The organism is Pseudomonas sp. AC136 (assembly GCF_979258585.1).
Genome location: NZ_OZ409865.1, coordinates 2,469,527 through 2,496,091, shown reverse-complemented (window position 1 = coordinate 2,496,091; position 26,565 = coordinate 2,469,527). Strand labels below are relative to the sequence as shown.

Annotated in this window: 23 protein-coding genes; 13 read left to right on the top strand and 10 right to left on the bottom strand. The window is 62.1% G+C overall.

Going from position 1 to position 26,565, the window contains the following annotated elements:
• The first annotated feature begins 36 nt into the window (after window positions 1-36).
• The 7 genes from rodA to lipA all read left to right on the top strand — a co-directional run bounded on the left by rodA (window position 37) and on the right by lipA (window position 6,427).
• Complete coding sequence (gene rodA / locus ACZZZU_RS11335; protein WP_206000647.1) at window positions 37-1,140, top strand: rod shape-determining protein RodA; 1,104 nt, start codon at window positions 37-39, stop codon at window positions 1,138-1,140.
• Window positions 1,141-1,157: 17 nt separating this feature from the next.
• Window positions 1,158-2,168: a lytic murein transglycosylase B gene (mltB, locus tag ACZZZU_RS11330; protein ID WP_122493243.1), complete on the top strand. Its 1,011-nt coding sequence runs from the start codon at window positions 1,158-1,160 to the stop codon at window positions 2,166-2,168.
• Window positions 2,169-3,173: a septal ring lytic transglycosylase RlpA family protein gene (locus tag ACZZZU_RS11325; protein ID WP_463550632.1), complete on the top strand. Its 1,005-nt coding sequence runs from the start codon at window positions 2,169-2,171 to the stop codon at window positions 3,171-3,173. It abuts the gene before it with no gap.
• Window positions 3,174-3,242: 69 nt separating this feature from the next.
• Window positions 3,243-4,403: a D-alanyl-D-alanine carboxypeptidase family protein gene (locus ACZZZU_RS11320; protein WP_463550631.1), complete on the top strand. Its 1,161-nt coding sequence runs from the start codon at window positions 3,243-3,245 to the stop codon at window positions 4,401-4,403.
• 97 nt (window positions 4,404-4,500) lie between these two features.
• Window positions 4,501-4,773, top strand: a complete 273-nt coding sequence (locus tag ACZZZU_RS11315; RefSeq protein WP_122493240.1) for a DUF493 domain-containing protein — start codon at window positions 4,501-4,503, stop codon at window positions 4,771-4,773.
• Window positions 4,773-5,426 (top strand): lipoyl(octanoyl) transferase LipB, encoded by a 654-nt coding sequence (gene lipB, locus ACZZZU_RS11310; protein WP_463550630.1) that lies wholly within the window; start codon window positions 4,773-4,775, stop codon window positions 5,424-5,426. Before ACZZZU_RS11315 ends, lipB begins: the two co-directional genes overlap by 1 nt.
• Window positions 5,423-6,427 (top strand): lipoyl synthase, encoded by a 1,005-nt coding sequence (gene lipA / locus ACZZZU_RS11305; protein ID WP_122493238.1) that lies wholly within the window; start codon window positions 5,423-5,425, stop codon window positions 6,425-6,427. Before lipB ends, lipA begins: the two co-directional genes overlap by 4 nt.
• A 160-nt stretch (window positions 6,428-6,587) precedes the next feature.
• Here the strand turns inward: lipA and ACZZZU_RS11300 are convergent, their stop codons facing one another.
• The 5 genes from ACZZZU_RS11300 to leuS form a co-directional block, all read right to left on the bottom strand.
• Window positions 6,588-7,898 carry a lytic murein transglycosylase gene (locus ACZZZU_RS11300; protein WP_463383896.1) on the bottom strand — a complete coding sequence of 437 codons (1,311 nt, stop codon included), beginning with the start codon at window positions 7,896-7,898 and terminating at the stop codon, window positions 6,588-6,590.
• Between the two features lie 59 nt (window positions 7,899-7,957).
• Entirely contained in the window at window positions 7,958-8,143 is a 186-nt protein-coding gene (gene arfA, locus ACZZZU_RS11295; protein ID WP_463550629.1) for an alternative ribosome rescue factor ArfA, read from the bottom strand.
• A 90-nt stretch (window positions 8,144-8,233) separates the two neighbouring features.
• Window positions 8,234-9,271 (bottom strand): DNA polymerase III subunit delta, encoded by a 1,038-nt coding sequence (gene holA / locus ACZZZU_RS11290; protein WP_463540169.1) that lies wholly within the window; start codon window positions 9,269-9,271, stop codon window positions 8,234-8,236.
• 55 nt (window positions 9,272-9,326) lie between these two features.
• The gene (locus tag ACZZZU_RS11285) at window positions 9,327-9,938 is read right to left on the bottom strand and encodes an LPS assembly lipoprotein LptE (RefSeq protein WP_122493234.1); all 612 of its coding nucleotides are present in this window, start codon (window positions 9,936-9,938) and stop codon (window positions 9,327-9,329) included.
• Window positions 9,939-10,031: 93 nt separating this feature from the next.
• Window positions 10,032-12,653, bottom strand: coding sequence for a leucine--tRNA ligase (leuS, locus tag ACZZZU_RS11280; protein WP_463550628.1), 2,622 nt, complete (start codon window positions 12,651-12,653; stop codon window positions 10,032-10,034).
• A gap of 223 nt (window positions 12,654-12,876) precedes the next feature.
• Here leuS and ACZZZU_RS11275 point away from each other — a divergent pair, with 223 nt between their 5' ends.
• Complete coding sequence (locus tag ACZZZU_RS11275; protein WP_463540166.1) at window positions 12,877-13,314, top strand: hypothetical protein; 438 nt, start codon at window positions 12,877-12,879, stop codon at window positions 13,312-13,314.
• Window positions 13,315-13,340: 26 nt separating this feature from the next.
• The gene (locus tag ACZZZU_RS11270) at window positions 13,341-14,102 is read left to right on the top strand and encodes a YdcF family protein (protein WP_463383891.1); all 762 of its coding nucleotides are present in this window, start codon (window positions 13,341-13,343) and stop codon (window positions 14,100-14,102) included.
• Window positions 14,103-14,234: 132 nt separating this feature from the next.
• On the opposite strand, the gene lnt is transcribed toward ACZZZU_RS11270, so the two are convergent.
• The 5 genes from lnt to miaB all read right to left on the bottom strand — a co-directional run bounded on the left by lnt (window position 14,235) and on the right by miaB (window position 19,653).
• Window positions 14,235-15,755, bottom strand: coding sequence for an apolipoprotein N-acyltransferase (gene lnt / locus ACZZZU_RS11265; protein ID WP_463550627.1), 1,521 nt, complete (start codon window positions 15,753-15,755; stop codon window positions 14,235-14,237).
• 88 nt (window positions 15,756-15,843) lie between these two features.
• A complete protein-coding gene (locus ACZZZU_RS11260) occupies window positions 15,844-16,683 on the bottom strand; it encodes an HlyC/CorC family transporter (RefSeq protein WP_122450714.1) in 840 nt (279 codons plus the stop codon).
• A 41-nt stretch (window positions 16,684-16,724) separates the two neighbouring features.
• Complete coding sequence (gene ybeY, locus ACZZZU_RS11255; protein ID WP_122493230.1) at window positions 16,725-17,180, bottom strand: rRNA maturation RNase YbeY; 456 nt, start codon at window positions 17,178-17,180, stop codon at window positions 16,725-16,727.
• Window positions 17,173-18,198, bottom strand: a complete 1,026-nt coding sequence (locus ACZZZU_RS11250; protein WP_122493229.1) for a PhoH family protein — start codon at window positions 18,196-18,198, stop codon at window positions 17,173-17,175. The genes ybeY and ACZZZU_RS11250 overlap by 8 nt, the downstream gene beginning before the upstream one ends.
• A gap of 87 nt (window positions 18,199-18,285) precedes the next feature.
• On the bottom strand, window positions 18,286-19,653 hold the full coding sequence (gene miaB / locus ACZZZU_RS11245) for a tRNA (N6-isopentenyl adenosine(37)-C2)-methylthiotransferase MiaB (protein WP_122493228.1): 1,368 nt from the start codon (window positions 19,651-19,653) through the stop codon (window positions 18,286-18,288).
• A gap of 142 nt (window positions 19,654-19,795) precedes the next feature.
• On the opposite strand from miaB, the gene ACZZZU_RS11240 reads away from it, so the two are divergent.
• From ACZZZU_RS11240 to ACZZZU_RS11225, 4 genes are all read left to right on the top strand, one after another.
• A complete protein-coding gene (locus ACZZZU_RS11240; protein ID WP_122450718.1) occupies window positions 19,796-20,122 on the top strand; it encodes a DUF1820 family protein in 327 nt (108 codons plus the stop codon).
• Between the two features lie 717 nt (window positions 20,123-20,839).
• Complete coding sequence (gene yedA, locus ACZZZU_RS11235; protein ID WP_463550626.1) at window positions 20,840-21,724, top strand: drug/metabolite exporter YedA; 885 nt, start codon at window positions 20,840-20,842, stop codon at window positions 21,722-21,724.
• Between the two features lie 58 nt (window positions 21,725-21,782).
• Window positions 21,783-25,301, top strand: coding sequence for a response regulator (locus tag ACZZZU_RS11230; protein ID WP_463550625.1), 3,519 nt, complete (start codon window positions 21,783-21,785; stop codon window positions 25,299-25,301).
• A 28-nt stretch (window positions 25,302-25,329) separates the two neighbouring features.
• Window positions 25,330-26,520: a response regulator gene (locus tag ACZZZU_RS11225; protein WP_463550624.1), complete on the top strand. Its 1,191-nt coding sequence runs from the start codon at window positions 25,330-25,332 to the stop codon at window positions 26,518-26,520.
• Window positions 26,521-26,565: the final 45 nt, after the last annotated feature.

The following is a 26,565-nucleotide window of genomic DNA, read 5'->3' as shown; positions in this document are numbered from 1 at the left end:
AATAACTTCGACCGGACAATTTCCAACGAAGACGTGATGCGTCGGCGCGCCAGCCTGTTGCAGCGCCTGCACATCGACGGCCAACTGTTCGTGCTGCTTACGGTGCTCGCAGCCGGCAGCCTGTTCGTGCTGTATTCGGCCAGCGGCAAGAACGTTGACCTGCTGTTGAAACAAGCCACCTCGTTCGGCCTGGGCGCCGTGGCCATGTGCGTGATCGCTCAGTTCGAACCGCGCTTCCTGGCGCGCTGGGTGCCGCTCGGTTACTTGGCGGGCGTGGGGCTGTTGGTGGTGGTGGACGTCATGGGCCACAACGCCATGGGCGCGACTCGCTGGATCAACATCCCCGGCATCATTCGGTTCCAGCCGGCGGAGTTCATGAAGATCCTCATGCCCGCGACCATCGCCTGGTACATGGCTCGACACAATTTACCGCCACGGCTTAAACACATCGTTATCAGCCTCGCCTTGATCGGCATTCCGTTCGTGTTGGTGATCCGCCAACCCGACCTTGGCACCTCGTTGCTGATTCTCGCCTCGGGTGCGTTCGTACTGTTTATGGCCGGGCTGCAATGGCGCTGGATCCTAGGCGCGGTGGCGGCTGTAGTGCCGGTGGCGATCGCGATGTGGTTCTTCGTGATGCACGATTACCAGAAGCAGCGGGTGCTCACATTCCTCGATCCGGAGAGTGATCCGCTGGGCACCGGCTGGAACATTATTCAATCGAAAGCGGCCATCGGCTCGGGCGGCGTTTTCGGAAAAGGCTGGCTGTTGGGCACGCAATCGCACCTGGATTTTTTGCCCGAAAGCCATACGGACTTTATCATCGCGGTTTTGGGCGAAGAGTTCGGCCTGGTCGGCATCTGTTTGTTGTTGCTGGTTTACGCGCTGCTGATTGCGCGCGGTCTGGTAATTACTGTCCAAGCGCAGACGCTGTTCGGTAAGCTGCTCGCCGGCAGCCTGACGATGACCTTCTTCGTTTATGTGTTCGTCAATATCGGCATGGTCAGTGGCCTGTTGCCGGTGGTTGGGGTGCCGCTTCCTTTCATTAGCTACGGCGGAACTTCGCTGGTGACGCTGATGTCAGGGTTTGGGCTTTTAATGGCTGTCCACACGCACCGTAAGTGGATCGCTCAGGTTTGATTGGGGTGAGGGATTTAATGCTAGGTTTGCGTCGCTGGGCCACGCGCACGGCACATTTGGCCAGCCTTGCTGGTATCTGCGGTTTCGCCCAGCAGGCAGTTGCCGCTGATTACGAAGGGTCGCCGCAGGTTGCCGAATTCGTTTCCGAAATGACCCGCGACTACGGTTTTGCCGGCGAACAGCTGGTGACCCTGTTCCGTGAAGTGGAACGCAAACAGTCGATTCTCGACGCCATTTCCCGTCCGGCCGAAAAGGTTAAAACCTGGGCCGAGTACCGTCCGATCTTCATCACCGACCGGCGCATTTCCCAAGGCGTCGAATTCTGGCGTCAGCACGAAGCAGCACTGGCCCGCGCCGAGCAGGAATACGGCGTACCGGCGCAGGTGATCGTGGCCATCATCGGCGTTGAAACCTCCTACGGCGGCAACACCGGCAGCTACCGGGTGATCGACGCCTTGTCGACCCTGGGCTTCGACTACCCGCCACGCGCCGAATTCTTCCGCAAAGAACTCAAGCAATTCCTGTTGCTGGCCCGGGAGCAGCAGGTTGATCCGCTGACCCTGAAAGGCTCCTACGCGGGCGCCATGGGCTTGCCGCAATTTATGCCGAGCAGCTTCCGTGCGTACGCCGTGGATTTTGACGGCGACGGCCACATCAATATCTGGAGCGACCCGGACGATGCCATCGGCAGCGTCGCCAGCTATTTCAAACGCCATGGCTGGGTGACGGGTGAAGCGGTGGTGAGCACCGCGCAAATCAGCGGCGAACAAGCCGAGCAAGGATTGACCCAAGGGCTGGACCCGGTAAAAACCGTGGGCGAGTTGCGTGCCATGGGCTGGTCGAGCCACGAAGCGGTGCGCGACGACGAACGCGTGACTGCCTTTCGTCTGGAGGGTGAAGCGGGACCGGAATATTGGTTAGGCTTACCCAATTTTTATGTCATCACTCGTTACAATCGCAGCGCGATGTACGCCATGGCGGTGCATCAGTTATCCGATTTGTTGGTTCAGGCCCGGGGCACGAAGTAAATGCAGGCAACGCCGTTCAAGCTCATCGCCTTTGGCGCACTGGCCGTAATGTTGGTCAGCTGCTCCAGCAGCCGTGCGCCGCAGCCGACCCCAACGCCCACCACCATTTCCGGCCCTGGCGACTTCGCCCGTCCGCACCGCGACGGCGCGCCATGGTGGGACGTCGACATTTCCAAAGTTCCCGATGCCGTGCCCATGCCGCACTACGGCGCCTATAAGGCCAACCCGTACACCGTGCTCGGCAAAACCTATTACCCGATGCCCGACGGCAAGCGCTATCTGGCCACCGGCACCGCGTCCTGGTACGGCACCAAGTTCCATGGCCAGGCCACCGCTAACGGTGAGAAATACGACCTGTATGGCATGAGCGCCGCGCACAAAACCCTGCCGCTGCCCAGCTATGTACGCGTGACCAATCTGGATAACGGCAAAAGCGTGATTCTGCGGGTGAACGACCGTGGGCCGTTTTACTCGGATCGCATCATCGACTTGTCGTTTGCCGCCGCGAAAAAACTTGGTTACGCCGAAATCGGCACCGCCCGCGTGAAGGTCGAAGGTATCGACCCAGCCGAGTGGTGGGCCCAGCAGGGTCGCCCGGTGCCGATGGTGTTGGCGCAGCCGCAGATGGCGCAAGTGCAGCCAGTGAAAACCACGACCACGCAGATCATGGGCCAGCCCATCGAGCAATACACTCCGCCGCCACAGCAGCACGCCGCTGCGGTGGTGCCCGTGCAAATCGACGCAAAAAAAAACGCTTCACTCGCTCCATCTGGCCTGTATCTCCAGGTCGGAGCCTTCGCCAACCCGGACGCTGCGCAGCTCCTGAAGGACAAGCTGACGACCGTGGTGAGTGCGCCGGTTTTTATCAGCTCTATCGTGCGCAATCAGCAGACGTTGCACCGCGTGCGGATGGGCCCGGTAAACACGCAGGGTGAAGCCCAGAATATCCAGAACAGTGTGCGGTCGGCCAACCTTGGCCAGCCGACTTTAGTGAAGCCGGAATAGCGCCTCGCGCGCCGGCTTCGACCGACTTGCTCGCCAGAGCCTGTTTGCCATTAGTAACTTGAGAGACTGATGAATATCACCGCCTTTACCCGTCGTCTGAGTCTGTTCGCCCTCCTGATCACTGCCCCGGCTACCTGGGCCGCCGAAACGGCCGTTCCTGCCGCACCGGAGCTGGCCGCCAAGGCCTACGTGCTGATGGACGCCGCCAGCGGCAACGTGCTGGTGGAGAACAACGGTGACCAGCGCCTGCCGCCGGCCAGCCTGACCAAGCTGATGACCGCCTACATCGCCACCCTGGAAATCCGTCGCGGCCAGATCAGCGAAACCGACAAGGTCATGGTCAGCGAACACGCCTGGCGTACCGGCGGCTCGCGCATGTTCATCAAGGTGGGCACCGAGGTGTCGCTGGGCGACTTGCTGCACGGCATCATCATTCAGTCGGGTAACGACGCCAGCGTCGCCACCGCCGAGCACATCGCCGGCAGCGAAGACGCCTTCGCCGACATGATGAACACCACCGCCGAAAAACTCGGTATGTCCGGCAGCCACTTCATGAACGCCACCGGCCTGCCTAACCCCGAGCACTACTCCACCGCGCACGACATGGCGCGTCTGGCGCGCGCGATCATCTACGAAGACCCGGCGCACTACGCCATCTACTCGCAGAAAGAGTTCTTCTGGAACAACATCAAACAGCCCAACCGCAACCTGCTGTTGTGGCGCGACAAAACCGTTGATGGCCTGAAAACCGGCCACACCGACGAGGCCGGTTACTGCCTGGTAGCCTCGGCCGTGCGCGACGGCATGCGCCTGATCGCCGTGGTATTCGGCACCAACAGCGAACAAGCCCGCGCTGCTGAAACCCAGAAGCTGCTGACCTACGGCTTCCGCTTCTTCGAAACCCAGACCTTCTACCAAAAAGGCGCTGAGCTGGCCCAGGGCACCGTATGGAAAGGCGCGAGCCGCCAGGTGAAAGCCGGTCTGGCCGAAGACCTGACCATGACCCTGCCGCGCGGTCAGCTGAAAAAGCTCGCTGCCAGCATGACCTTGAATCCGCAACTGGTTGCCCCGATTAAGCAGGGCGACGTGATCGGTAAAGTTGAAGTGAAGCTCGAAGACAAGGTGGTGCACAGCGCCGACCTGATCGCACTCGAGCCCGTGGACGAAGGTGGCTTCTTCCGCCGCGTGTGGGATAGCATCCGCCTATTCTTCTTCGGCTTGTTCAACTGACCGCCGCGTTCACCGAATAACCGAGGCACCGGCCTTTCGCTCCAAAAGAGCGGGCCGGTGTCCGCTTTTGCGGACCACAAGTTCGCCGAGACCGCCCATGACCGATGCCCAAAACGTCACCATCGAATTTCCCTGCGAGCGCTACCCGATCAAAGTCATCGGCGATGCCGGCGAGGGTTTCGTTGCGCTGGTAACCGAGATTCTGCAACGCCACGCCCCGGACCTGGACGTCGGCACACTGGTGCAACGTGACAGCCGCAACGGCAAGTACCTGACCGTGCAATACCTGATCACCGCCACCGGCATCGAACAACTGCAAGACATCAACAGCGACCTGCGCGCCACTGGCCGCGTGCACATGGTGCTCTGATGAGCCAACGCCTGGGCTTTCGCGAGCTCGGCCAGGTTCCCTACGAACCCACCTGGCATGCCATGCAGCACTTCACCGACAGCCGCGTGGCGGACACGCCCGATGAAGTCTGGCTGCTGGAACACCCGCCCGTGTTTACCCAAGGGCAGGCTGGCAAGGCCGAACATGTGTTGTTCCCCGGCGATATTCCGGTGGTGAAAGTGGACCGTGGCGGTCAAGTGACGTACCACGGTCCTGGTCAGCTGGTGGCTTACCTGCTGCTGGATGTCCGCCGTTCCAGTCTCGGTGTGCGCGAGCTGGTCAGCCGCATCGAGCTGAGCTTGATTGAACTGCTGGCCAGCTATGGCGTAACAGCCGAGGCGAAGGCCGATGCACCGGGCGTGTATGTGGACGGGGCGAAAATTGCCTCGCTGGGCCTGCGCATCCGCAACGGCCGCTCGTTTCATGGCCTGGCCCTGAACGTGGACATGGACCTGCAACCCTTTCAGCGCATCAACCCCTGTGGTTATGCCGGCTTGCCCATGACCCAACTGCGTGAACTGGTGGGACCGATAGAATTTGCCGAAGTAAGTGCCCGGCTGCGCGCGCAGCTCGTCACACACCTCGACTACGCTGAACAGACGACCCTGACGGGCGGAATTGAATCGCTATGAGCACCCTCGAAGTAGCTGGCAACGAAGCAACCGGCACCGCTGTTAAAGCCCCACCGGCCAAGGTGGAAATGGGCGTGAAACTGCGCGGTGCCGAGAAGATGGCGCGTATCCCGGTGAAGATCCTGCCGACCGCGGAATTGCCGCGCAAGCCAGACTGGATCCGCGTCCGCGTGCCGGTCTCGCCGGAAGTCGACCGCATCAAACAACTGCTGCGTAAACACAAACTGCACAGCGTGTGCGAAGAAGCGTCCTGCCCGAACCTGGGCGAATGTTTCTCCGGCGGCACCGCCACGTTCATGATCATGGGCGACATCTGCACCCGTCGCTGCCCGTTCTGCGACGTTGGCCATGGTCGTCCAAAACCGTTGGATGCAGACGAGCCGATGAACCTCGCGGTGGCCATCGCCGACCTTCGCTTGAAATACGTGGTGATCACCTCGGTAGACCGCGACGACCTGCGCGACGGCGGCGCCCAGCACTTCGTCGACTGCCTGCGCGAAATCCGCAAGCTGTCGCCGGGCGTGCAGCTGGAAACGCTGGTGCCGGACTACCGCGGCCGCATGGACGTGGCATTGGCCATCACCGAGCAAGAGCCGCCAGACGTGTTCAACCACAACCTGGAAACCGTACCGCGCCTTTACAAGGCCGCGCGTCCGGGCTCGGATTTCGAGTGGTCGCTGGACCTGCTGGAGAACTTCAAAAAACGCGTACCGCACGTGCCGACCAAATCGGGCCTGATGCTCGGCCTGGGCGAGACTGACGAAGAAGTCATTGAAGTGATGAAGCGCATGCGCGAACACGACATCGACATGCTCACCCTCGGTCAGTACCTGCAGCCGTCGCGCAACCACCTGCCGGTACAGCGCTTCGTGCACCCGGACATTTTTGCCTGGTTTGCTGAAGAGGGTACCAAGATGGGCTTCAAGAACGTGGCGTCCGGCCCGCTCGTGCGTTCTTCGTATCACGCCGATCAGCAAGCGCATGAGGCCAAGAAAGGCTAAGCCTTTCGGAGCAAACAAAAAGGGCGGCCCATGGGTCGCCCTTTTTATTTGCCTGAATATTCATGCTCTGTAGCAGCCAGCTTGCTGGCGAACCCTGCACACCTCGGCGTTTCCAAGGTTCGCCAGCAAGCTGGCTCCTACAAAAGCAGCGGGGCGCCGTTTATTTCCCGCGCAACCGGTTCAGCAAGCTGTGATCCGCATACCCATCGGCCGGCAACCCCAACTGCTGCTGGTATGCCCGAACCGCCTTACGGGTATTGGCGCCAACAATGCCGTCAGCACTGCCCGGTTCAAAGCCATGGGCGGCAAGCAATTCTTGCAGTTCAATACGCTCGCTGCGGCCCAGTTGCGGGTCGTCTCGAGGCCAGTCGGCGATCACGGCGGCGTTGGCGCCGCGTATGCCGTCGGAGAGCAAACCTACAGCCAACGCGTAGGACGACGAGTTGTTGTACTTGAGGATGCTGCGGAAATTGCTCAGCAGCAAAAACGCCGGGCCGCGATGGCCGGCGGGCAACAGCAAGGTCGCCGACTCGCCGGCGAGCGTCGGCGCAACGGCCGAGCCACTGGCGGGCATCACGCCAAGGCGCGTCCATTCAGCCACGCTTTTGCGTTGCTCGGGGTCAGCCAGGGCGTAGTCGAACCCTTGCGGCAAACGCACTTCGAAGCCCCACGGTTTGCCCAACTGCCAGCCCGACTGCTGCAAGTAGTGGGCAGCGGAAGCGAGGGCATCGGCGGAGGAGTACCAAACGTCGCGGCGGCCGTCGCCGTCGAAATCCACGGCGTGCTGGTTGTAGGTGGTCGGCATGAACTGGGTCTGGCCCATCGCGCCGGCCCAGGAGCCCACGAGGCGCTCCGGCTGGATGTCGCCATGCTGGAGAATTTGCAGCGCGGCGATCAGTTGCTCACGCCAGAACGCGGCTCGCCGCCCTTCATAAGCGAGGGTCGCCAGCGAGCGGATCACGCTGTTGTTGCCGATGTTGTTGCCGTACGCGCTTTCCATGCCCCAGATGGCCACCAGCGTTTCGGCTTGCACGCCGTAGCGTTGTTCGATGCGGCTCAGCGTGGCCTGTTGCTGTGCGTATTGCGCCTGGCCGTTAGCGATGCGGCGGGCCGAGACGGCGCCGTCCAGGTATTCCCAGATCGGGCGGGTGAATTCAGGTTGGCTGTTGTCGGCGGCGACCACAGCCGGGTCGAGGGTGACGTTGGCAAAGGCGCGGTCGAACAGCGCGGCGCTGATGCCGGCGTTAACTGCATCGCTGCGCAATTGGTTGCGCCATTCTTCAAAGCTTTGTTGTGGCAAGACAGGCGCGGGCGCGGTGGTTGTGCCGGCAGCGGTCGGTGCATGGGCGGCGGCGGGAATGGCAGGCGGCGTTGGCTGGGGCGCTTGTGGCGCTTCGGCGCAGGCGGTGAGCAGGTTGAAGTGAAAGCTCAGTGCGGCGCAGGCCAGGATGCGCGGTGACAGGTTAAACATCAGCAGGTCCCAAGACGGTAAACAGCGGCCACCTTATCACGCTGCCGGGGGCGAAGCCTTCACGCGGCGATAAAGCCGGCGAGCAAAAAGCCAGTGCCCATAAAGACAGAAGCCCCCCAGTTTTGCTGGGAGGCTTCGCGGCGGTAGCTGCCTTTGCCTTTCTTCGCGCGTTCCTGACGGCTGCGGAACAGAGGCTGGGCAATGATGGATTTCGCTTTATTGGGACGTTTCTTCGATGTGGCCATGACAATCCTCGGGCGGGGCGGGTGATTGAGGAGGCTTGCCCCGCGGCGCGGATCATCGGCCTGCTGGAGGCCGCTGTCCAGAGCCGTTTATCACTCCTGAGGAAGCGACAAACGTTGTCCGGCGAGCATCAGCGTCAGTCGGCTGATCTCCAACCATGGATCGCCCGGCGCCTGGCCCTTGATTTGCGCATCGACGCGCTGGGCATCTTTCAGCATCAGGTTCCAACGTGCGGCCGAGTGACGTTGGAGCGCTTTGCTCACAAGCGGACGGCGCTTGTCCCACACGGGCGGGCGAGCCTGGCTAAAGGCTTTTTCCAGCGGTACGCCTTGGCCGTATTGCTGAGCGATGGTCGCCAGCAAGCGCAACTCGCGGGCCAGCGCCCAGAGCACGACGGTGCTGTCGACGCCTTCGCCGCGCAGCCCTTCGAGCGTGCGCAGGGCATGGCTGGCCTCGCCATTGAGCGCGGCGTCGATCAGGCCGAATACGTCATAGCGGGCACTGTCGGCGACCGCCGCTTGTACGGTACTGGCGTCAATCTGGTTACCGTCGGCGAGCAGTTTGAGCTTTTCGATTTCCTGCGCGGCCGCGAGCAAGTTGCCCTCGACGCGCGCAGCAATCATGTCCACCGCTTCCTGGCTGGCGGTCATGCCGGCCTGGCTCATGCGCTGGCGAATCCACTGCGGCAATTGGTGAACGTCCACCGGCCAAATCTGCACGAACTGCGAGTTCGGCCCGTCGATAACGGCTTTCGCCCATTTGGTTTTTTGCGTGCTGCCATCAAGTTTGGGCAGGCTGATCAGCAGCAAGGTGTCTTCAGGCGGACGCGACAGGTATTCCAGCAGGGCAGCGGTGCCCTTGTCGCCCGGCTTACCGTTAGGAATGCGCAATTCAAGCACGCGCTTCTCGGCGAACAACGACATGCTGTTTCCCGCCTGCAACAGCGTGCCCCAGTCAAAGCTGGCGTCGGCATTGAACACCTGGCGCTCGCTGTAACCCTGGCTGCGCGTGGCGGCGCGAATGGCGTCGGCCGCTTCCTGGCACAGCAGCGGGTCGTCGCCACTGATGGCATAAACGGGCGCGAGGCCGCTTTGCAGGTGTTTGGCGAGTTGCGCGGGGGCGAGTTTCATAGGCGGGGAAACATAAGAAGGGGGAGGCTGGGCCGCCGCAGCGGCCCGAGCGAACTTACTGGGTTTGGATCGGAAGTTGCAGCGGCGATTGCTGCGGCTGTTCGGCTTCGGCTTTGCGCGCCGCTTCGATGGCGTCGGCTTCGGCCTGGGCTTTGGCGTCGGCGGCCTGTTGCAGCTGGTCCAGTTGCGCTGGAGTAATCAGCTGCATGCGTTGCGCCAGTTGCAGCACCAACTCGTGGCGCAGTTCGTCTCGCAGCTGTGTCGCTTCCTGCTCCGAACCGATCAGGTTGTTTTCGTCGTTTACGTAGGTGTTTTGCACGTCGACCGAATTCTTCAACAACACCGTATTGTTGGCGCCGCGCAGTTCGTAGGCCACGGCCATGTTGGCTTCGTATTCAGCGCTACGGGCACTGCCGGTGTAGCTGACGGTACGGTAGCTGGCGGTTTCGCTGGTCAGGGCCATGGTGTACTGCGCGCCCGGGTGCACGTTCACGCCGCTGTTGATCAGCGTTTGACGCAGGTCTTTCACCAGCGGGCCATAGGCATCGCGGGCGGTGAGGTTGATGTCGCTAAGGGCGAACGCCATGTCGCCTGAGCCGCGCAGCTGGAAGCCACAGGCGCTGAGCAAGGTAGCCAGGCCGATTACCATCAGATTCCGTTTGATCATGTGTGTATCCCCTTAACCCTTCGGTAGCGCTGCGAATCGGCGCAGCGCTTACTTCAATGTGTGCTCGCGGCGCTTGGCAGCCGCGATGCGTCATCAGCTCGCGACGATGTTGACCAGCTTGCCTGGCACCACGATGACCTTGCGAATGGTCAAGCCATCAAGGAAGCGCAGCACGTTCTCGTTAACCCGCGCAGCGGCCTCGACTTCTTCGCGGCTGGCCGTTGCCGGCACGTCGATCTGGCCACGCAGCTTGCCGTTCACTTGCACCACCAGTTGCAGGTTGTCTTGCACCAGGGCGCTTTCGTCCAGCACCGGCCATTGGGCGTCGATCACGGCGCTTTCATGGCCCAGCTCCAACCACAGTTCATGGCTGATGTGCGGGGTGATCGGGGCGAGCAGCAGAGCCACGGTTTCCAGGCCTTCCTGCAACAAGGCGCGGTCGGCGTCGGTGTCTTGCGCGGCTTTTTCCAGCACGTTCATCAGCGTCATCACCTGGGCGATGGCGGTGTTGAATTTGTGGTGTTGGCCAATATCCTGGCTGGCTTGCTTGATGGCCAGGTGAATGGCGCGACGGATGTCTTTCTGCGCATCGCTGAGGCTGGCGACATCGAGGCTGCCGGGCACGCCGCGCGCGACGTGCGCCTGGGCCAAACGCCAGACGCGGCGCAAGAAACGGTGCGCGCCTTCCACGCCGGAATCGGACCATTCCAGGCTCATGTCGGGCGGCGAGGCAAACATCATGAACAGACGGCAGGTATCGGCGCCGTACTGGTCGATCATCGATTGCGGATCAACGCCGTTGTTTTTCGACTTGGCCATTTTCTCGGTGCCGCCGATTTCGACGGGCAGGCCGTCGGTTTTCAGCTTGGCGCCGATGATCTTGGCTTTGGCATCGCGCTCGATTTCCACATCTGCCGGGTTGAACCAGGTTTTGCTGCCGTTGGCTTCGAGGCGGTAGTAGGTTTCGGCGATGACCATGCCCTGCGTGAGCAGGTTTTTGAACGGCTCGTTGGAGTCGACCAGGCCTTCGTCGCGCATCAGCTTGTGGAAGAAACGTGCGTAGAGCAGGTGCAGAATCGCGTGTTCGATGCCGCCGATGTACTGATCCACGGGCAGCCAGTGGTTGGCTGCGGCTGGGTCGACCATGCCCTTGGTATAGTTCGGCGAGGCGTAGCGGGCGAAGTACCACGACGACTCCACGAAGGTGTCCATGGTGTCGGTTTCGCGCTTGGCTGCGCCGCCGCATTTCGGGCAGGTGCAGGTGTAGAAGTCGGGCATGCGCGCCAGCGGACTGCCGGCGCCATCGGGCACCACGTCTTCTGGCAGCACGACGGGAAGTTGGTCTTCCGGCACCGGCACGTCACCGCAGGCGTCGCAGTGAATGATCGGGATCGGGCAGCCCCAGTAACGCTGACGGCTGATACCCCAATCGCGCAGGCGGAATTGGGTGCGAGCCTGGCCGAGCGACTTTTTCTGCAAGGCCACTTCGATGGCATCGAACGCGCCGGCAAAATCCAGACCGTCGAACTCACCGGAATTGATCAGTTGGCCGTGCTCGCCATACGCGGCTTGCCACGGCGCCGGGGTTTCGTCGCCGGCGCTGGTGCGCACCACGGTTTTAACCGGCAGGTTGTACTTGTGGGCGAATTCGAAATCGCGCTCATCGTGCGCGGGCACTGCCATCACAGCGCCGTCGCCGTAGTGCATGAGCACGTAATTGGCGACCCACACCGGCAACTTCTCGCCGGTCAGCGGGTGCTCTACGAACAGGCCAGTGGCCAGGCCTTTCTTTTCCTGGGTGGCGATGTCGGCTTCGGCCACGCCGCCGCGTTTGCATTCATCGATAAACGCTTGCAGCTCGGCAGCCTGGGCGGCCGGCAGCTTTTGCAAGGCAACGGTTGCCAGCGCGTGTTCGGCGGCAACGGCCACATAGGTGGCGCCCATCAGCGTGTCGGCGCGGGTGGTGAAGACTTTCAATGCGCCGGTCTGGCCAATCGAGGCTTGGTCGTAAGGGAAGCTGACTTCCATGCCGCGCGATTTGCCGATCCAGTTGCGCTGCATGGTTTTGACCTGTTCCGGCCAGCCATCCAGGTCGTCGAGGCTGGTCAACAGCTCTTCGGCGTACGCAGTGATCTTGAAGTAGTACATCGGGATTTCGCGCTTCTCGATCAGCGCGCCCGAACGCCAGCCACGGCCGTCGATAACCTGCTCGTTGGCCAGCACGGTCTGATCAATCGGATCCCAGTTCACGGTGCCGTTTTTGCGGTAGATCACGCCCTTCTCGAACAGCCGGGTGAACAGCCATTGTTCCCAGCGGTAGTAGTCCGGTTTGCAGGTGGTGACTTCGCGCGTCCAGTCCACCGCCAGGCCCAGGCTTTTGAGCTGGTTTTTCATGTAGGCGATGTTTTCGTACGTCCACTTGGCGGGCGCGACGTTGTTTTTCATCGCGGCGTTTTCCGCCGGCATACCGAAGGCGTCCCAGCCCATGGGCTGAAGCACGTTTTTGCCTTGCATGCGTTGGTAGCGAGCGATTACGTCGCCGATGGTGTAGTTGCGCACATGGCCCATGTGCAGCTTGCCGCTGGGGTAGGGGAACATCGACAGGCAATAGAAGGTGTCTTTGCCTGGTTGTTCGCTGACCACGAAGGACTTCTGCTCGTCCCAGTAGGTTTGCGCGGCGGCTTCGGTTTCACGGGGCTGATAGTGTTCGTGCATGGCTACTTTTGGCTGAAATAAGTGAGCTACAGGGCGCAGCAGCGGTGTTCGGGCGCGGCCTGTTCGAAGAACGCCGTAGCATACATGAGCCCGCTGGGGGCTGGGAAACCCTGATTACGCCTGTCGCCCAAGGCTTCGCCGTTGGTCGCAGCAGCCGGCTGGTTATGGGGGTGACGCTAAGCTTGCTGAAAGCATCAAGAGCACGGAGCGGGCGAGGGTGAGCATGGCGCAGTTCGGGCGGGAAAACGCACAGGGCGGTCTTTACGAGCGTCTTTTGCACCGGCTTGCCATCGCCCTGGACGAAGCCGACAGCGACACCCGCCTGCGTAACCAAACCCCCGAAGAACTCGAACTGCGCGGCCTCAGCCCGGCCGAGCTGGAGCTGATTCGCGCCTACCTGGATCGAGACCTGCACTGGCTGCGCGGCTGGCATGCGGCGGCCAAGGAACTGGCCCTGATCGAGCAAAGTCCCGCGCCCACCATCAAGCCGCCGCGTTCCTTGCAGAGCGCCAAAGTGGTCAAGCCCAAAGGCCTGATGAAGCGGCGCAACAAGCTGCAATGTGCGCTGTGCGGCACCCCCGCGATATGGCGTCCCGGTGAAGGCGTTCAGGCCTGTAGCGCCTGCGGCTCGCAGTTGTTCCGCGCCGCCAAACCCCGGTAGGCTTCGCGCACCCTGGGAGGTGCTCGATGATCCTGCGCTACTTTTTCAAACAACTATTGCTGCCGCCGGGCTGCCTGTTTCTGCTGCTGCTACTGGCCTGGTGGTTGCGTCGACGCATGCCGCGTTTTGCCCTGGGCTGTTTCGTGCTGGGCTTTGGCGGCTTGTGGTTGAGCAGCCTGCCGATAGCCGTCGAGAACCTGGCGAAAATTGTCGAGCGCGAGCCCGCCATCGCAGTCGCGCAATGGGGCGAACTGGCCAAGCAAGCAGACGCCATTGTGGTGCTCGGCGTTGGCCGCGAACGCGACGATCCGGCCTGGGCCGGCGACCAAGCCAGCCACCTGGCCGTGGAGCGCGTGCGCTATGCCTCGCGGCTGGCGCGCGCGTCCGGCCTGCCGGTGCTGATCAGCGGCGGCGCGCCGTATGGCGAACGCGTGAGCGAGGCTGAGCTGATGACGGAGGTGATGGTGCGGGACTTGCGCGTGCCCGTGCGCTGGCAAGAAGGCCGCAGCCGCACGACCTTGGAAAACGCCGACTACAGCGCGCAGATGCTGCGCGACGAGGGCATTCGGCGCGTGGTGTTGGTCACCCACGCGGCGCACATGCCCCGCGCGCGTTGGTGTTTCGAACGCGCCGGATTCGAAGTGGTGGCCGCGCCAGTGGGATTTATCAGCGTGCCTAACCAGCGGCCCTTAGGCGGCTGGTTGCCCGAGAGCAAAGCCATGTGGCAGACCGGGCAGCTGTTAAACGAAGTGGCGGGGCAGATTGCCTATCCGTTGTTTTATCGGTAATGCGGTGGGGGCTGGCAGTAAGCCCGCTGTCCGCGACCGTTGATTCTTCAATACTCTGGATTCCCGCGTGCGCGGGAATGACAGTGCGCTGGGACAGATGCTGGCGTCATTGCGTTAAAGCGCCGGACTGGCTTAAACCGTTTTTGCTATCCGACTCGCCAGCAGCGCCCAGCCAAAGATCAGCAAACACGCAATCACCAGCGGCCACGAGCGCCATTGCAGGTACGGCGTGAGCTGTTGCATCGGCACCACTTCGCCGTAAAGCACGCCTTGTTCGAACTGCGGAATCTGCGTGGTGATATGGCCAAAGGGGTCGATCAAACCGGTTACGCCGTTGTTGGTGGCGCGGATCATCCAGCGGCCCGCTTCCAGCGCGCGCATCTGCGCCATTTGCAGGTGTTGCAGAGGGCCGATGGAGGTGCCGAACCAAGTGTCGTTGCTCACCGTGAGCAGCAACTGGCTCTGGGCCGACAAGGACGCGGCGAACTCCGGGTACACCACTTCGTAGCAAATGAACGGCGCGATCTTGTAGCCCTTCGCCTCCAGCAACGCCTGATTCGCCGGGCCGCGCGCGAAGTCCGACATGGGCAGATCGAAGAAAGCGATCAGGCCGCGCAGCAGATCTTGCAGCGGCACGTACTCGCCAAACGGCACCAACTTCTGTTTCAGGTAAGTGCCGCTGCCATCGCCAACAACAGTGATGCCGTTGTAGTAGCGCTTGTCGCCCTGCTCGTTGGTTTCGCGAACCGGTACGCCGGTGATCAGCGTGGCCTTACGGTCGTTGGCGAAACGCGCCATCACGCTTAAGTAACCTTCGGCGAATTCTTTCAGAATCGGCACCGCGGTTTCCGGCCAGACGATCAGGTCCACCGGTTTGGCGCTGAAGGTCATGTCGCGGTACAGGGCCAGCTGTGCATTCAGGTGCTCGGGGTTCCACTTCATTTCCTGGGCAACGTTGCCCTGGATGGCGGCGACTTTTAGCGGCGCGCCAGCCGGCTCGGTCCAGGCGTGATTCTTCAGCCCGAACGCTACCAGCCATGGCGCGATCAGCATCACCACGCCAATTGCCAAAAAGGCCTTGCGCTGACCGAGGCGCGGCAGGTTGATCAGCAGCGCGGCGGTCAAGGCCAGCACGAAGGAAATCAGCCACATGCCGCCAACGGGAGCCAAGCCACTGAGCGGGCCGTCGAGCTGGCTGTAGCCGGCGTACAGCCAGGGGAAACCGGTCAGGAACCAACCGCGAAAGGCTTCCTGTGCCAGCCACAACGCGGAGAAGGCCAGGGCGTCGGCCAATGGCGCTTCCACCCGGCGCAACCAGCGCGCCCAGACAAAGGCGGGCAGGGCGAAGAACCAGGCGATACAGGCGCAAAAGCCAACGGTGAGGAACAACGCCAAGGGCGCGGAGGCGCCGCCGTAGTCGTGAATGCTGACGTAAATCCAGCTGGTGCCGGCCACGAACACGCCGAAGCCATAGCACCAACCACGGCCCAACGCCTGACGTGGCGTGAGGTCGCGCAGGCCGAGGTAGAACACGGCAATGGCGAGCAGGGCCAAGGGCCAGATGTCGAAGGGGGCGAGTGCGAGGGTGGTGGAAGCGCCGGCGGCGAGCGCGATCAGGTTGCCAACCCAGCCGCTCCTGGAAATCCAGTTCATTGTTTTCCTGTTCGTAGCTCGGTATCGAGTGTGCGCACGGCGTTGGGCTTCGCCTTTGGCTCAACCCAACCTACGTGAGCAATGTTTTTTAACGGTCGATTCGGGTCAGTCGCAGCAGGTGGATGCGGCGGCTGTCTGCGCTCAGTACGCGGAAACGGAAGTCGCCGATTTCGGCAATTTCGTTGCGTTTGGGCAGATGACCGAAGGCGCTCATGACCAGGCCGCCGACGGTGTGGAACTCGTCGTCGGTGAATTCGCTGTCGAACGACTCGTTGAACGCGTCGATGGGCGTCAGCGCCTTGATCAGGAAATCGCCGCTGGGCAGCGGCTTGATGTAGCTGTCTTCTTCGACGTCGTGCTCGTCTTCGATGTCGCCAACGATCTGCTCCAGCACGTCTTCAATGGTCACCAACCCCGCCACGCCGCCGTATTCGTCGATGACGATGGCCATGTGGTTATGGTTGGCGCGGAATTCGCGCAGCAGCACGTTGAGGCGCTTGGATTCCGGCACGAAGGTAGCCGGGCGCAGCATGTCTTTGATGTTGAACGGCTGGCTTTCGTCCTGCAGCACCAGCGGCAACAGGTCTTTGGCCAGCAGCACGCCGATCACGTCGTCCAGGCTTTCGCCGACGACGGGGTAGCGCGAGTGGGCGGATTCGATGATTGCCGGAATCAGCTCTTTCGGCGTCAGGCCCGCTTTGATGCTGACCATCTGCGAGCGCGGCACCATGATGTCGCGCACTTGCAGGTCGGCTACCTGAATGGCGCCTTCGACAATGGCCAGCGCTTCGCTGTCGAGGAGTTTGTTCTGATGGGCGTCGCGCAGCAGCTCCAGCAGCTCCTGGCGGTTTTTCGGCTCATGGGCAAAAGCCTGGGTGAGTTTGCCTAACCAGGATTTTTGCCCGTTGCTCGATCGGTCTTCGCTCATGCTGTGTACTCAGTGTTCCGTTCTGGTGCCTGTGAATCAGGCTATTCGTCGCTGGCGTATGGGTCGGGGTGACCCAGTTCAGCGAGCAATTGTTGTTCCAAGGTTTCCATCTCGACGGCTTCTTCCTCGTCGATATGGTCGTAGCCTAATAAATGCAAGCAGCCGTGAATCACCAGGTGCGCCCAGTGCGCTTCCAGGCTTTTGCCCTGTTCGGCGGCCTCACGGTCGACCACCTGCACGCAGATCACCAGATCGCCGAGCAGGGGAATGTCGAGCAGTTCATCGGGCACGTCGGCGGGGAAAGACAGCACGTTGGTGGCGTAGTCTTTCTGCCGGTAGGTGTGGTTGAGTTCGCGCGCTTCGGCTTCGTCGACCAGGCGAATGGTCAGCTCCGAATCTGCCGTGCGTTGGCGCAGCGCCAGTTCACACCATTGGCGGAACTGGGCTTCGGTGGGGCTGGCGGCACTGCTGGCGTTCTGCAGATCAAGCTCAAGCATCGCCGCGGTCTGCCTCGGAGGCTGCTTTTTTGCTGTCGGCGCTTTTGCGTTCGGCTGCGGTTTCGAAGGCTTCGTACGCCTCGACGATGCGCTGCACTAGCGGGTGGCGAACCACGTCTTTGGACAGGAAGTGCGTAAAGGAAATACCAGGCACATCCTTCAACACGTCGATCACGTGGGTCAGGCCTGACTTGGTGCCGCGCGGCAGGTCGACCTGCGTGATGTCGCCGGTGATCACCGCCGTAGAACCAAAACCAATCCGCGTGAGGAACATTTTCATCTGCTCCAGCGTGGTGTTCTGGCTTTCGTCGAGAATGATGAAGCTGTTATTCAGCGTGCGGCCGCGCATATAAGCCAGCGGCGCAACTTCGATCACCTGTTTCTCGATGAGCTTGGCCACTTGTTCGAAGCCGAGCATTTCGTACAACGCGTCGTACAGCGGGCGCAGATAAGGGTCGATCTTTTGCGACAGGTCGCCTGGCAAAAAGCCCAGCTTCTCGCCCGCTTCCACCGCTGGACGCACCAGCAGAATTCGGCGGATTTGTTCGCGCTCCAGCGCATCCACCGCGCACGCCACGGCCAGGTAGGTTTTACCCGTACCGGCTGGGCCGATGCCGAAGTTGATGTCGTGATCGAGGATCGATTTAACGTAGCGCTGCTGATTCAAACCGCGCGGGCGAATCATGCCCTTGCGGGTGCGCAGCGCCACGTTCGCTTCCACTGTGCTGCTGGCAGCCAATTGCTCAACCGCAGATTCCTGCAGGAACAGATGGACGATGTCCGGCGACAGCTGGGTGGCGTTGGTTTCGCGGTACAGGCGGCGCAACAGTTGCTCGGCGGCCTGGGTGGTTTCGGGTGGACCCACCAATTCGAATTGATTTCCGCGGTTGCGGATTTCGATAGCGAGGCGCTGTTCGATCAAGCGTAAGTGCTCGTCGAATTGCCCGCACAGATTGGCGAAGCGGCGCGCTTCAAAGGGTTCGAGGATAAAACGATGCGGTTCTATGGGTGCGTTCAAGGTCGTGTGTAGCCGCCACTCGGCAAGTAAGAAGAACCGCAGGATAACTCCGGATGCCCGAGTGGGAAAGCTCGGGCATCTGCGCCGTTAGTGGCACTCGGCCACAGCTGCCGTTTGTGCATCGTTTTCCACGACCAGGCTGCCGCGCAAGGAGTGAGGTCTGGCCTCGTCGATCCGTACGTCGGCGAATTGCCCGATCAGGCGCGGATTATCGCAGCGGAAGTTAACGATACGGTTGTTCTCGGTGCGTCCGGTGAGTTGCCCCGGGTCACGCTTGGAGAAGTCATTGACTAGCACGCGCTGAATACTGCCGACCATCTTGCGGCTGATTTCAAAGCCTTGCTGATCAAGCCGATGCTGCAAGCGGGCCAGGCGTTCGCGGTTGGTTTCGGCCGGAATATCGTCGGGCAAATCCGCCGCTGGCGTGCCGGGGCGAGCGCTATAAACGAAGGAGTAAGAGAAGTCGAAACCAACGTCGGCCACCAGTTGCATGGTGTTCTCGAAGTCTTTTTCGGTTTCGCCGGGGAAGCCGACGATAAAGTCTGACGTGATGCTGATATCCGGCACCGCCGCCTTTAGCTTGCGGATTTTCGACTTGTACTCCAGCACCGTGTGGTTGCGCTTCATGGCCGCCAGAATGCGGTCCGAGCCGGCCTGCACGGGCAGGTGCAGGTGCTTGACCAATTCTGGCACTTCGGCGTGGGCGCGGATCAGGCTGTCGGAAAACTCCAGCGGGTGCGAGGTGGTGTAGCGAATGCGGTCGATGCCATCGATGGCGGCGACCACGCGGATCAGCTCGGCTAAATCTGCGGTGCGGCCGTCGTGGGTAACGCCACGGAAACCGTTAACGTTTTGCCCCAGCAGCGTGACTTCACGCACGCCGTGCTCGGCCAGGTGAATCACCTCGGCCAGCACATCATCGAACGGCCGGCTGACTTCTTCGCCACGGGTGTAAGGCACCACGCAGAACGTGCAGTACTTGCTGCAGCCTTCCATGATCGACACGAAGGCGCTGGGCCCGTCGATGCGTGGCTCGGGCAGGCGGTCGAATTTTTCGATTTCGGGAAAGCTGACATCCACCTGCGGCAGGCGGGTGACGCGTGCGGCGTCGATCATTTCCGGCAAGCGGTGCAGCGTCTGCGGGCCGAACACCACATCCACATAGGGCGCGCGGTCGCGAATGGCCGCGCCTTCCTGACTGGCCACGCAACCGCCAACGGCGATTACCATGTCCGGCTTGGCCAGCTTCAGCTCACGCCAACGGCCCAATTGCGAATACACCCGGTCTTGAGCGCGCTCGCGGATGGAGCAGGTATTGAGCAGGATGACATCGGCGTCTTCAGCGCGGGCGGTCACTTCCAGGGCCTGATGTTCGCCCAGCAGGTCGATCATGCGCGAGCTGTCGTACTCGTTCATTTGGCAACCGTGGGTTTCGATATACAGCTTCTTGCTCATGCGCGTTCCGGATCTCAACGAGATGGGGTGTAAAACGAACCGCGCATTATAGGGACGCCGATGGCTGCGGCCTAGCATTGCCTGACGGGAGCCTATGCTATGATCGCGCCCCCCAAAATTTCCCCCGGTTTTTCTCCCTCCCATGAGCAAGCGTGAACCTATCTATAAGGTGATCTTCCTCAACCAAGGCCAGGTGTTCGAGATGTACGCCAAGCAGATTTACCAGAGCGATCTGTGGGGCTTTCTGGAGGTGGAGGAATTCGTTTTTGGTGAACGCACGCAGGTGGTGGTTGATCCCAGTGAGGAGAAGCTAAAGGCGCAGTTCGAGGGGGTTGTGCGCAGTTTTGTGCCGATGCATGCGATTGTGCGGATTGATGAGGTGGAGCGTTTGGGCACGCCGAAGATCAGCGAGGCGCGGCCGGGGGCGGGGAATGTGATGCCGTTTCCGATGCCTATGCCGGATAAGTGAGGGGTTCCGGTTTTGCGGTGGTATTCATCACCGCGTGTGCTGAACGTTTTGTTTCGCGCCTTACGCGCGAGTCACTTTTGTCATTGCGACAAAAGTAACCAAAAACGCTAGCCCCTACCTTGGGTCTGCGCTGCGCTGCGACTCCCCTCACTCCGCCGCCGTTCCGGGGGCACGTCACAACGGGCCATCCATGGCCCGATGTTCCTTTCGCGGCTCCCGGCCGCTCAACCCCCTCCACGTCGACTCCATTCGGCCTGCGATAAACGGGGCGGGTAGATCACAAGCCAGATCACGATCACAACCCAGATCAAAATCACAAGCCAGACCGCGATTGAGTTCCCCTCTCCCGCGCGCGGGAGAGGGGCTAGGGGAGAGGGCAAGCCCCAACGCGGTCTCCATCCTTTTGTAGGAGCCAGCTTGCTGGCGAACCCTGCAAACCCCGGCTCCACCTGCTTTTCCAGGATTCGTCAGCAAGCTGGCTCCTACGATCGCAACCGAGCCAAATTTCCTGCCAAATCAAGCGCCCAAGCCAAACCGCGATCAAGTTCCCCTCTCCCGCTTGCGGGAGAGGGGCTAGGGGTGAGGGCAAGCCCCAACGCGGTCTCCTCCAGCCAAACCCCACTGCTGTATCCCCATCCCACCCCCCACTGTCTCTATTCGTCCCACCGCCCGCGCTTCTACACTCCCTCTCTTGCCTGCCGCCCGCCGAGCCTTCCCATGCACTCGCGTTTCCCGCTGTTACTCATCGCCGCCTTCGCTGCGCTCTATGTCATCTGGGGTTCCACGTACTTGGTCATCCGCATCGGCGTAGAAACCTGGCCGCCTCTGTTAATGGCGGCGGTGCGTTTTCTGATTGCCGGCGGGTTGATGTATGCCTGGCTGCGCTGGCGTGGTACGCCGGCGCCGACGTGGCGGGAGTGGCGGGCGGCGGCGTTGGTGGGGACGTTGTTGTTGGCGTTGGGCAACGGCGGAGTCACGTTGGCGGAACATGCCGGCGTGGCGTCCGGTGTGGCGGCGTTGGCGGTGGCGACCGTGCCGTTGTTCACGCTGGTGTTCAATCGCTGGTTCGGGCACCGCAATTCGAAGCTTGAGTGGGCCGGCATCGCGCTCGGTATGACCGGCATCGCGCTGCTCAATCTCGGTTCCAACTTGCAGGCCAGCCCGGCCGGTGCGGCCTTGATTCTGTTTGCCGCCGCCAGTTGGGCGTTCGGGTCGGTGTGGGGCAAAACCTTACCGCTGCCGAACGGTCCCATGGCCAGCGCGACGGAGATGCTTGGCGGCGGCGCGGTGATGTTGGTGGGCAGCGTGCTCAGCGGCGAGCGCATGACGCAACTGCCCAGCGCCGCTGGCTGGGGCGCGCTGCTGTATCTGATTTTCTTCGGCTCGATTATCGCGTTCAGCTCGTACGTGTACCTGCTTAAACACGTGCGCCCGGCCGCCGCCACCAGTTATGCCTACGTCAACCCGGTGGTCGCGGTGTTGTTGGGTATCTGGTTTGCCAATGAGCAGATCGGCATCGAGGAATGGCTGGCCATGCTGGTGATCATCAGCGCGGTGGTGTTGATCGGTCTGCCGCAGTGGCGGCGCGGGCCCGCCAAGTAGTAGCGCCCCCGCCGTGGCTGACTAAGCTAGCTGAGCAAGATCACGCAATGGAGGCAGTATGGGTGGTTGCAAGGCATGGCTGGTCGGCCTGCTGGTCGCGCTGTGCGGTGTTCAGGCGTGGGCCGCGCCGTTGCAGCTCAACAGCGAGGAGCGCGCGTGGGTGCAGGCGCATCCGGTGGTACGCGTTGGCTTGCAGCGCGGTGGCTGGGAGCCGTTCGATGTCATGGGCGCACAAGGCCAGCACACGGGCATTTCCGGCGATTACCTGGCCTTGCTCGGCCAGCGTCTGGGCATTCGTTTCGAAACGGTGCAGTTCGACGATTGGAACGCCACCCTCGCGGCGCTGGGTTCTGGCCAGGTCGACATGCTGCCCTCGGTGGCGCAAACGCCTGAGCGTGAGGGCCGCATGGCCTTCACCGACTCCTACCTGACCAGCAACAGCCTGATATTCACCCGTCACGAATCCCCCATTCGTAATACACAAGACCTCGCCGGCAAGCGCGTCGCCATAGAACGGGGCTACGTCACCGAAAGCCTGCTGCGCGCGGCCGTGCCGCTGGCGCAGGTTATTGAAGTGGGCAGCGCTGAGGAGGCGCTGCGAACCGTGTCGTCCGGCGGCGCCGATGCCTATGTCGGCAACATGATTGTGGCCAGTTACCTGATCCGCAAACTCAGCCTGGCCAACCTTGAGCTGCGCGGTGAGTCGGGCCTGCTGCGCAGCGAGTTGCACTTTGCCGTGCGCCGGGACTGGCCGCAGTTGGTCAGCGTGTTGGACAAAGCCCTCGACAGTCTGGAGCGCGAGGAGCACGACCAGATTCTCGATCGCTGGCTGCCGCCTCTGACTGCCTTCAGCTGGCAGGGGCTGTTTGCGGTGGGTTGGCCTTACCTGCTCGGCGTATTGGTGGCGCTCGTGGTTGTGGTGCTGTGGAACCGCCACCTGCGCACGCAGATTCGCCAGCGCCAACTGGCCGAGGCGGAGGTGGTGCGCCAGCGCAGTACCTTGCTGGCGATCATCAATGCCATTCCCGATCCGATCTGGTTCAAAGACATTCAGGGCCGCTATCTGGGCATCAACCAGGCCTGCGCCGATCTGTTCGGGCAAAGCAGCGAGCAAGTGCTGGGCAAGCGCGACCATGAATTGCTCAACGTCGAATGGGCGTCCAAACGCGAGGAGCACGACTACACGGCGCTGACCCGCGACGGCACCTATGAAAGCGAAGGGCGGGTGCGTTACCCCGATGGCCACTGGGTGGTGTTCGATACCTTGCGCACCATTTTTCGCGACGACCGGGGCGTGCCCCTGGGCCTGGTTGGTGTAAGCCGCGACATCACCGCACGCAAACAAGCCGAAGCGGCCATGGCCGATGCCAAGGAGTTGGCCGAAGAAGCGGCGCGCTTGAAGTCGGACTTTCTCGCCAACATGAGCCACGAAATTCGCACGCCCATGAACGCCATTATTGGCATGGCGCACCTGGTGCAGAAAACCGAACTGGCGCCACGCCAACGCAGTTACATTGACAAGATTCAGCAAGCCAGCGGGCACCTGCTCGGGGTGATCAACGACATCCTCGATTTCTCGAAAATCGAAGCCGGCAAGCTGGGCATCGAGCACATCGACTTCAACCTGCAGCAGGTGCTGGAAAACGTCGCCAACCTGATTGGCGAGAAAGTCGCGGGCAAGCACCTGGAGCTGGTGTTCAACCTCGACCCCAAGCTGCCGCTGCAATTGGTGGGCGATCCGCTGCGCATTGGTCAGATATTGATCAACTATGCCAACAACGCAGTGAAATTCACCGAGCGCGGGGAGATCGAGCTGCTTATTCGCGCCGAGCAACAGGACGCCGATCAGGTGCAGGTGTATTTCGCGGTGCGCGATACCGGCATTGGCATCACCCACGAACAGCTCGAGCGATTGTTCGAATCGTTCCAGCAGGCCGACAGCTCCACCACGCGCAAATACGGCGGCACCGGGTTGGGCCTGGCGATTTGCAAACGGCTGGCCGAGGCCATGGGCGGGCGCGTGGGCGTGCAAAGCCAGGCCGGGCGCGGCAGCCTGTTCTGGTGCCGGCTGCCGTTGGGCATTTCTGCGCAGAAGCAGCAAGTGTTGCAGGCGCAGCCCAGCTTGCGCGGGCGCCGCGTGTTGGTGGTGGACGACAACGACAGCGCCCGCCGCGTGCTGCACGACATGTTGGTGGGCATGCGCTTTCGGGTGGAAACCGCCGTTTCGGGCAGCGCCGCCCTGCGCCAGGTACAACTGGCGGACCAGCGTCGGCCTTTCGACCTGGTGCTGCTCGACTGGCAGATGCCCGACATGGACGGCATCGAAACCGCCCGTCAATTGCAGCAGATCGGTTTGCAGGCCCAGCCGCGTCTATTAATGGTGACTGCCCACGGCCGTGAAGAGGTGCTGCAAGAGGCCCGGTCCGTGGGTGTCGATGACGTGCTGCTGAAACCGCTCAACCCGTCTGTGCTGCTCGACGCGGTGGTCAGCACCTTGGCCAGTCATCACGCTTCTAGTCCGGCGGGCGTGGCGCCGTCTCCCAGCGGCGGCGCCTTGCCCAACCTGGCCGGCAAACGGGTGCTGCTGGTGGAAGACAACGAGCTGAACCGCGAAGTGGCCTGCGGCCTTCTGGAAGAGAGCGGCTTGCAGATCGAACAGGCCGAGAACGGCGCGCAGGCCGTGGAGATATTGCTGAGCAAAGGCGAAGGCTATTTCGACGCGGTGCTGATGGACATGCAAATGCCCGTGCTCGACGGCCTCTCCGCCACCCGCCGTGTGCGCGCCGAAGCGCAATTCGCCCAGTTGCCGATTATTGCCATGACCGCCAACGCCATGCCCGCCGACCGCGAGCGTTGCTTGGAGGCGGGCATGGACGACCACCTCGGCAAACCGCTGGACCCCGACCAGCTCTGGCGCACCCTGGCGCACTGGCTGCGGGTCGCCGCGCCGGGCGCTGAACGTACGCGCCCATCAGCACCGCCAACCTGGCAACTGCCGGGCGTGGACTTGGCCAGCGGCTTGCGCCGGGTGCTGGGCAAACCGGAGTTGTACCAGCGGCTGCTGCTGAAATTTGCCAGCAGCCAAAAAGATTTCACTGCGCAGCTGCGATTGGCGTTGAACCAAGGCGAGGGGGAAGCTGCCGAACGCCTGGCCCATAGCCTCAAGGGCCTGGCCGGCAACCTCGGCGCCGTCGATTTGCACACCCAGGCCGCCTTGCTGGAGAACGCCCTGAAAGACGCCTACGCCAGCGACGAGCTGGAGCCGTTGATCAACGACGTCAGCGATAGCCTCACCGCGTTGCTCCAGGCCATCGCCGCGCAGTGGCCGGCCGCGATGGACGAGGGCGCCGTCGTGGTTGATCCCACCGTGCTGAACGCGGTGTGTCAGGAACTCGCGGGCTTATTCGCCCACGACGACCCGCGTGCCGGCAAGGTCTTCGAGTCTCAGGCCGGCCTGTTACGCAGCGCGTTCGATGGCGACTATCCGCCGCTCGCCGAGGCGGTTCGCTGCTACGATTTTGAACAGGCCCTGACGTTATTGCGGCAAACCGGTGAACAGCGTGGTCTGAGCCTCTGACGCTCAGCCTTGAACGACAGGAGATGGCATGGACGGAATACTCGACCGACCGGAGCAGCCGCTGGTGCTGCTGGTGGATGACACCCCGGAAAATCTGGAGTTGATGAGTGAGCTGCTGTTGCCCACCTATCGCGTCAAAGTCGCCAGTTCCGGGCTCAAAGCGCTGCGCATCGCCATCAGCAGCCCGCCGCCAGACCTGATTCTGCTCGACATCATGATGCCGCTCATAGACGGCTACGAAGTGTGCAGACGCCTCAAGGCCGATCCGCAAACGCGGGATATTCCGGTCATTTTTCTCACTGCCAAAACCGAGTTGGCCGACGAGCAGCACGGCTTCAACCTGGGCGCCGTGGACTACATCACCAAACCCATCAGCCCGCCGCTGGTGCTCGCGCGCGTTAAAGCGCAACTACAGCTCAAAGCCAGCGCCGACTTTCTGCGCGACAAAAGCGAATACCTCGAACTGGAAGTGCGCCGTCGCACGCGCGATATCGAGAAGCTGCAAGACGTCACCATCGAAGCCATGGCCGGCCTGGCGCGGATGCGCGAGAACCCAGGCGGCGGGCACTTCGCCCGCATTGAACCGTACATGGTGGAACTGGCCAGCGCCTTGGCCCGCCAACAACCGGCGCTTGCGGATGAGTTGAGCCCGGCGCGCATTGCTCGCCTGGGCAAATCGGCCCTGCTGCACGGCATTGGCCGGCTGACCTTGCCCGACCGCATCCTGCACAGCCTGGTGCCGCTGACGCCGGCCGACGTCGAGGTGCTGCACCGTCACGCGGTGGCGGGTTATCACGCCCTGCAAGCGGCGGAAGACAAACTCGGCAGCACCGAAACCTTTCTGAGCGACGCCAAGCACATCGTGCACAGCCAGTACGAGCACTGGGACGGCAGCGGTTATCCACAAGGCCTGCGCGGCGAACAGATTCCACTGCCAGCGCGGTTGATGGCCGTGGTCGGCCGCTACGAAGAACTCACCGCCCACCACCCGTACCGCCAAACCAGCAGCCATGCCGAAGCGGTGGACCAAATCAGCGCCGCCAGCGGTACTGAGTTCGACCCGATGATCGTGCTGGCCTTCCTCGGCGCCGCCGACGAATTCTGCAGCCTGGCGCTGGGGCTGGCCGACGACACCGAAGCGATCAACACCGATTTGCAGCGGTTGGATGAATCGTTCGGCGAGACGATTGAGCTGACGCTGCCGCAAGAGCCTGCCTAAAAAACGTCTTAATGCTTTTGTAGGAGCCAGCTCGCTGGCGAACCC

Coding starts and splice junctions, on each gene's coding strand:
- rodA (WP_206000647.1), top strand. CDS start 37: ATGCGTCGGCGCGCCAGCCTGTTGCAGCGCCTGCACATCGACGGCCAA.
- mltB (WP_122493243.1), top strand. CDS start 1,158: ATGCTAGGTTTGCGTCGCTGGGCCACGCGCACGGCACATTTGGCCAGC.
- ACZZZU_RS11325 (WP_463550632.1), top strand. CDS start 2,169: ATGCAGGCAACGCCGTTCAAGCTCATCGCCTTTGGCGCACTGGCCGTA.
- ACZZZU_RS11320 (WP_463550631.1), top strand. CDS start 3,243: ATGAATATCACCGCCTTTACCCGTCGTCTGAGTCTGTTCGCCCTCCTG.
- ACZZZU_RS11315 (WP_122493240.1), top strand. CDS start 4,501: ATGACCGATGCCCAAAACGTCACCATCGAATTTCCCTGCGAGCGCTAC.
- lipB (WP_463550630.1), top strand. CDS start 4,773: ATGAGCCAACGCCTGGGCTTTCGCGAGCTCGGCCAGGTTCCCTACGAA.
- lipA (WP_122493238.1), top strand. CDS start 5,423: ATGAGCACCCTCGAAGTAGCTGGCAACGAAGCAACCGGCACCGCTGTT.
- ACZZZU_RS11300 (WP_463383896.1), bottom strand. CDS start 7,898: ATGTTTAACCTGTCACCGCGCATCCTGGCCTGCGCCGCACTGAGCTTT.
- arfA (WP_463550629.1), bottom strand. CDS start 8,143: ATGGCCACATCGAAGAAACGTCCCAATAAAGCGAAATCCATCATTGCC.
- holA (WP_463540169.1), bottom strand. CDS start 9,271: ATGAAACTCGCCCCCGCGCAACTCGCCAAACACCTGCAAAGCGGCCTC.
- ACZZZU_RS11285 (WP_122493234.1), bottom strand. CDS start 9,938: ATGATCAAACGGAATCTGATGGTAATCGGCCTGGCTACCTTGCTCAGC.
- leuS (WP_463550628.1), bottom strand. CDS start 12,653: ATGCACGAACACTATCAGCCCCGTGAAACCGAAGCCGCCGCGCAAACC.
- ACZZZU_RS11275 (WP_463540166.1), top strand. CDS start 12,877: ATGGCGCAGTTCGGGCGGGAAAACGCACAGGGCGGTCTTTACGAGCGT.
- ACZZZU_RS11270 (WP_463383891.1), top strand. CDS start 13,341: ATGATCCTGCGCTACTTTTTCAAACAACTATTGCTGCCGCCGGGCTGC.
- lnt (WP_463550627.1), bottom strand. CDS start 15,755: ATGAACTGGATTTCCAGGAGCGGCTGGGTTGGCAACCTGATCGCGCTC.
- ACZZZU_RS11260 (WP_122450714.1), bottom strand. CDS start 16,683: ATGAGCGAAGACCGATCGAGCAACGGGCAAAAATCCTGGTTAGGCAAA.
- ybeY (WP_122493230.1), bottom strand. CDS start 17,180: ATGCTTGAGCTTGATCTGCAGAACGCCAGCAGTGCCGCCAGCCCCACC.
- miaB (WP_122493228.1), bottom strand. CDS start 19,653: ATGAGCAAGAAGCTGTATATCGAAACCCACGGTTGCCAAATGAACGAG.
- ACZZZU_RS11240 (WP_122450718.1), top strand. CDS start 19,796: ATGAGCAAGCGTGAACCTATCTATAAGGTGATCTTCCTCAACCAAGGC.
- yedA (WP_463550626.1), top strand. CDS start 20,840: ATGCACTCGCGTTTCCCGCTGTTACTCATCGCCGCCTTCGCTGCGCTC.
- ACZZZU_RS11230 (WP_463550625.1), top strand. CDS start 21,783: ATGGGTGGTTGCAAGGCATGGCTGGTCGGCCTGCTGGTCGCGCTGTGC.
- ACZZZU_RS11225 (WP_463550624.1), top strand. CDS start 25,330: ATGGACGGAATACTCGACCGACCGGAGCAGCCGCTGGTGCTGCTGGTG.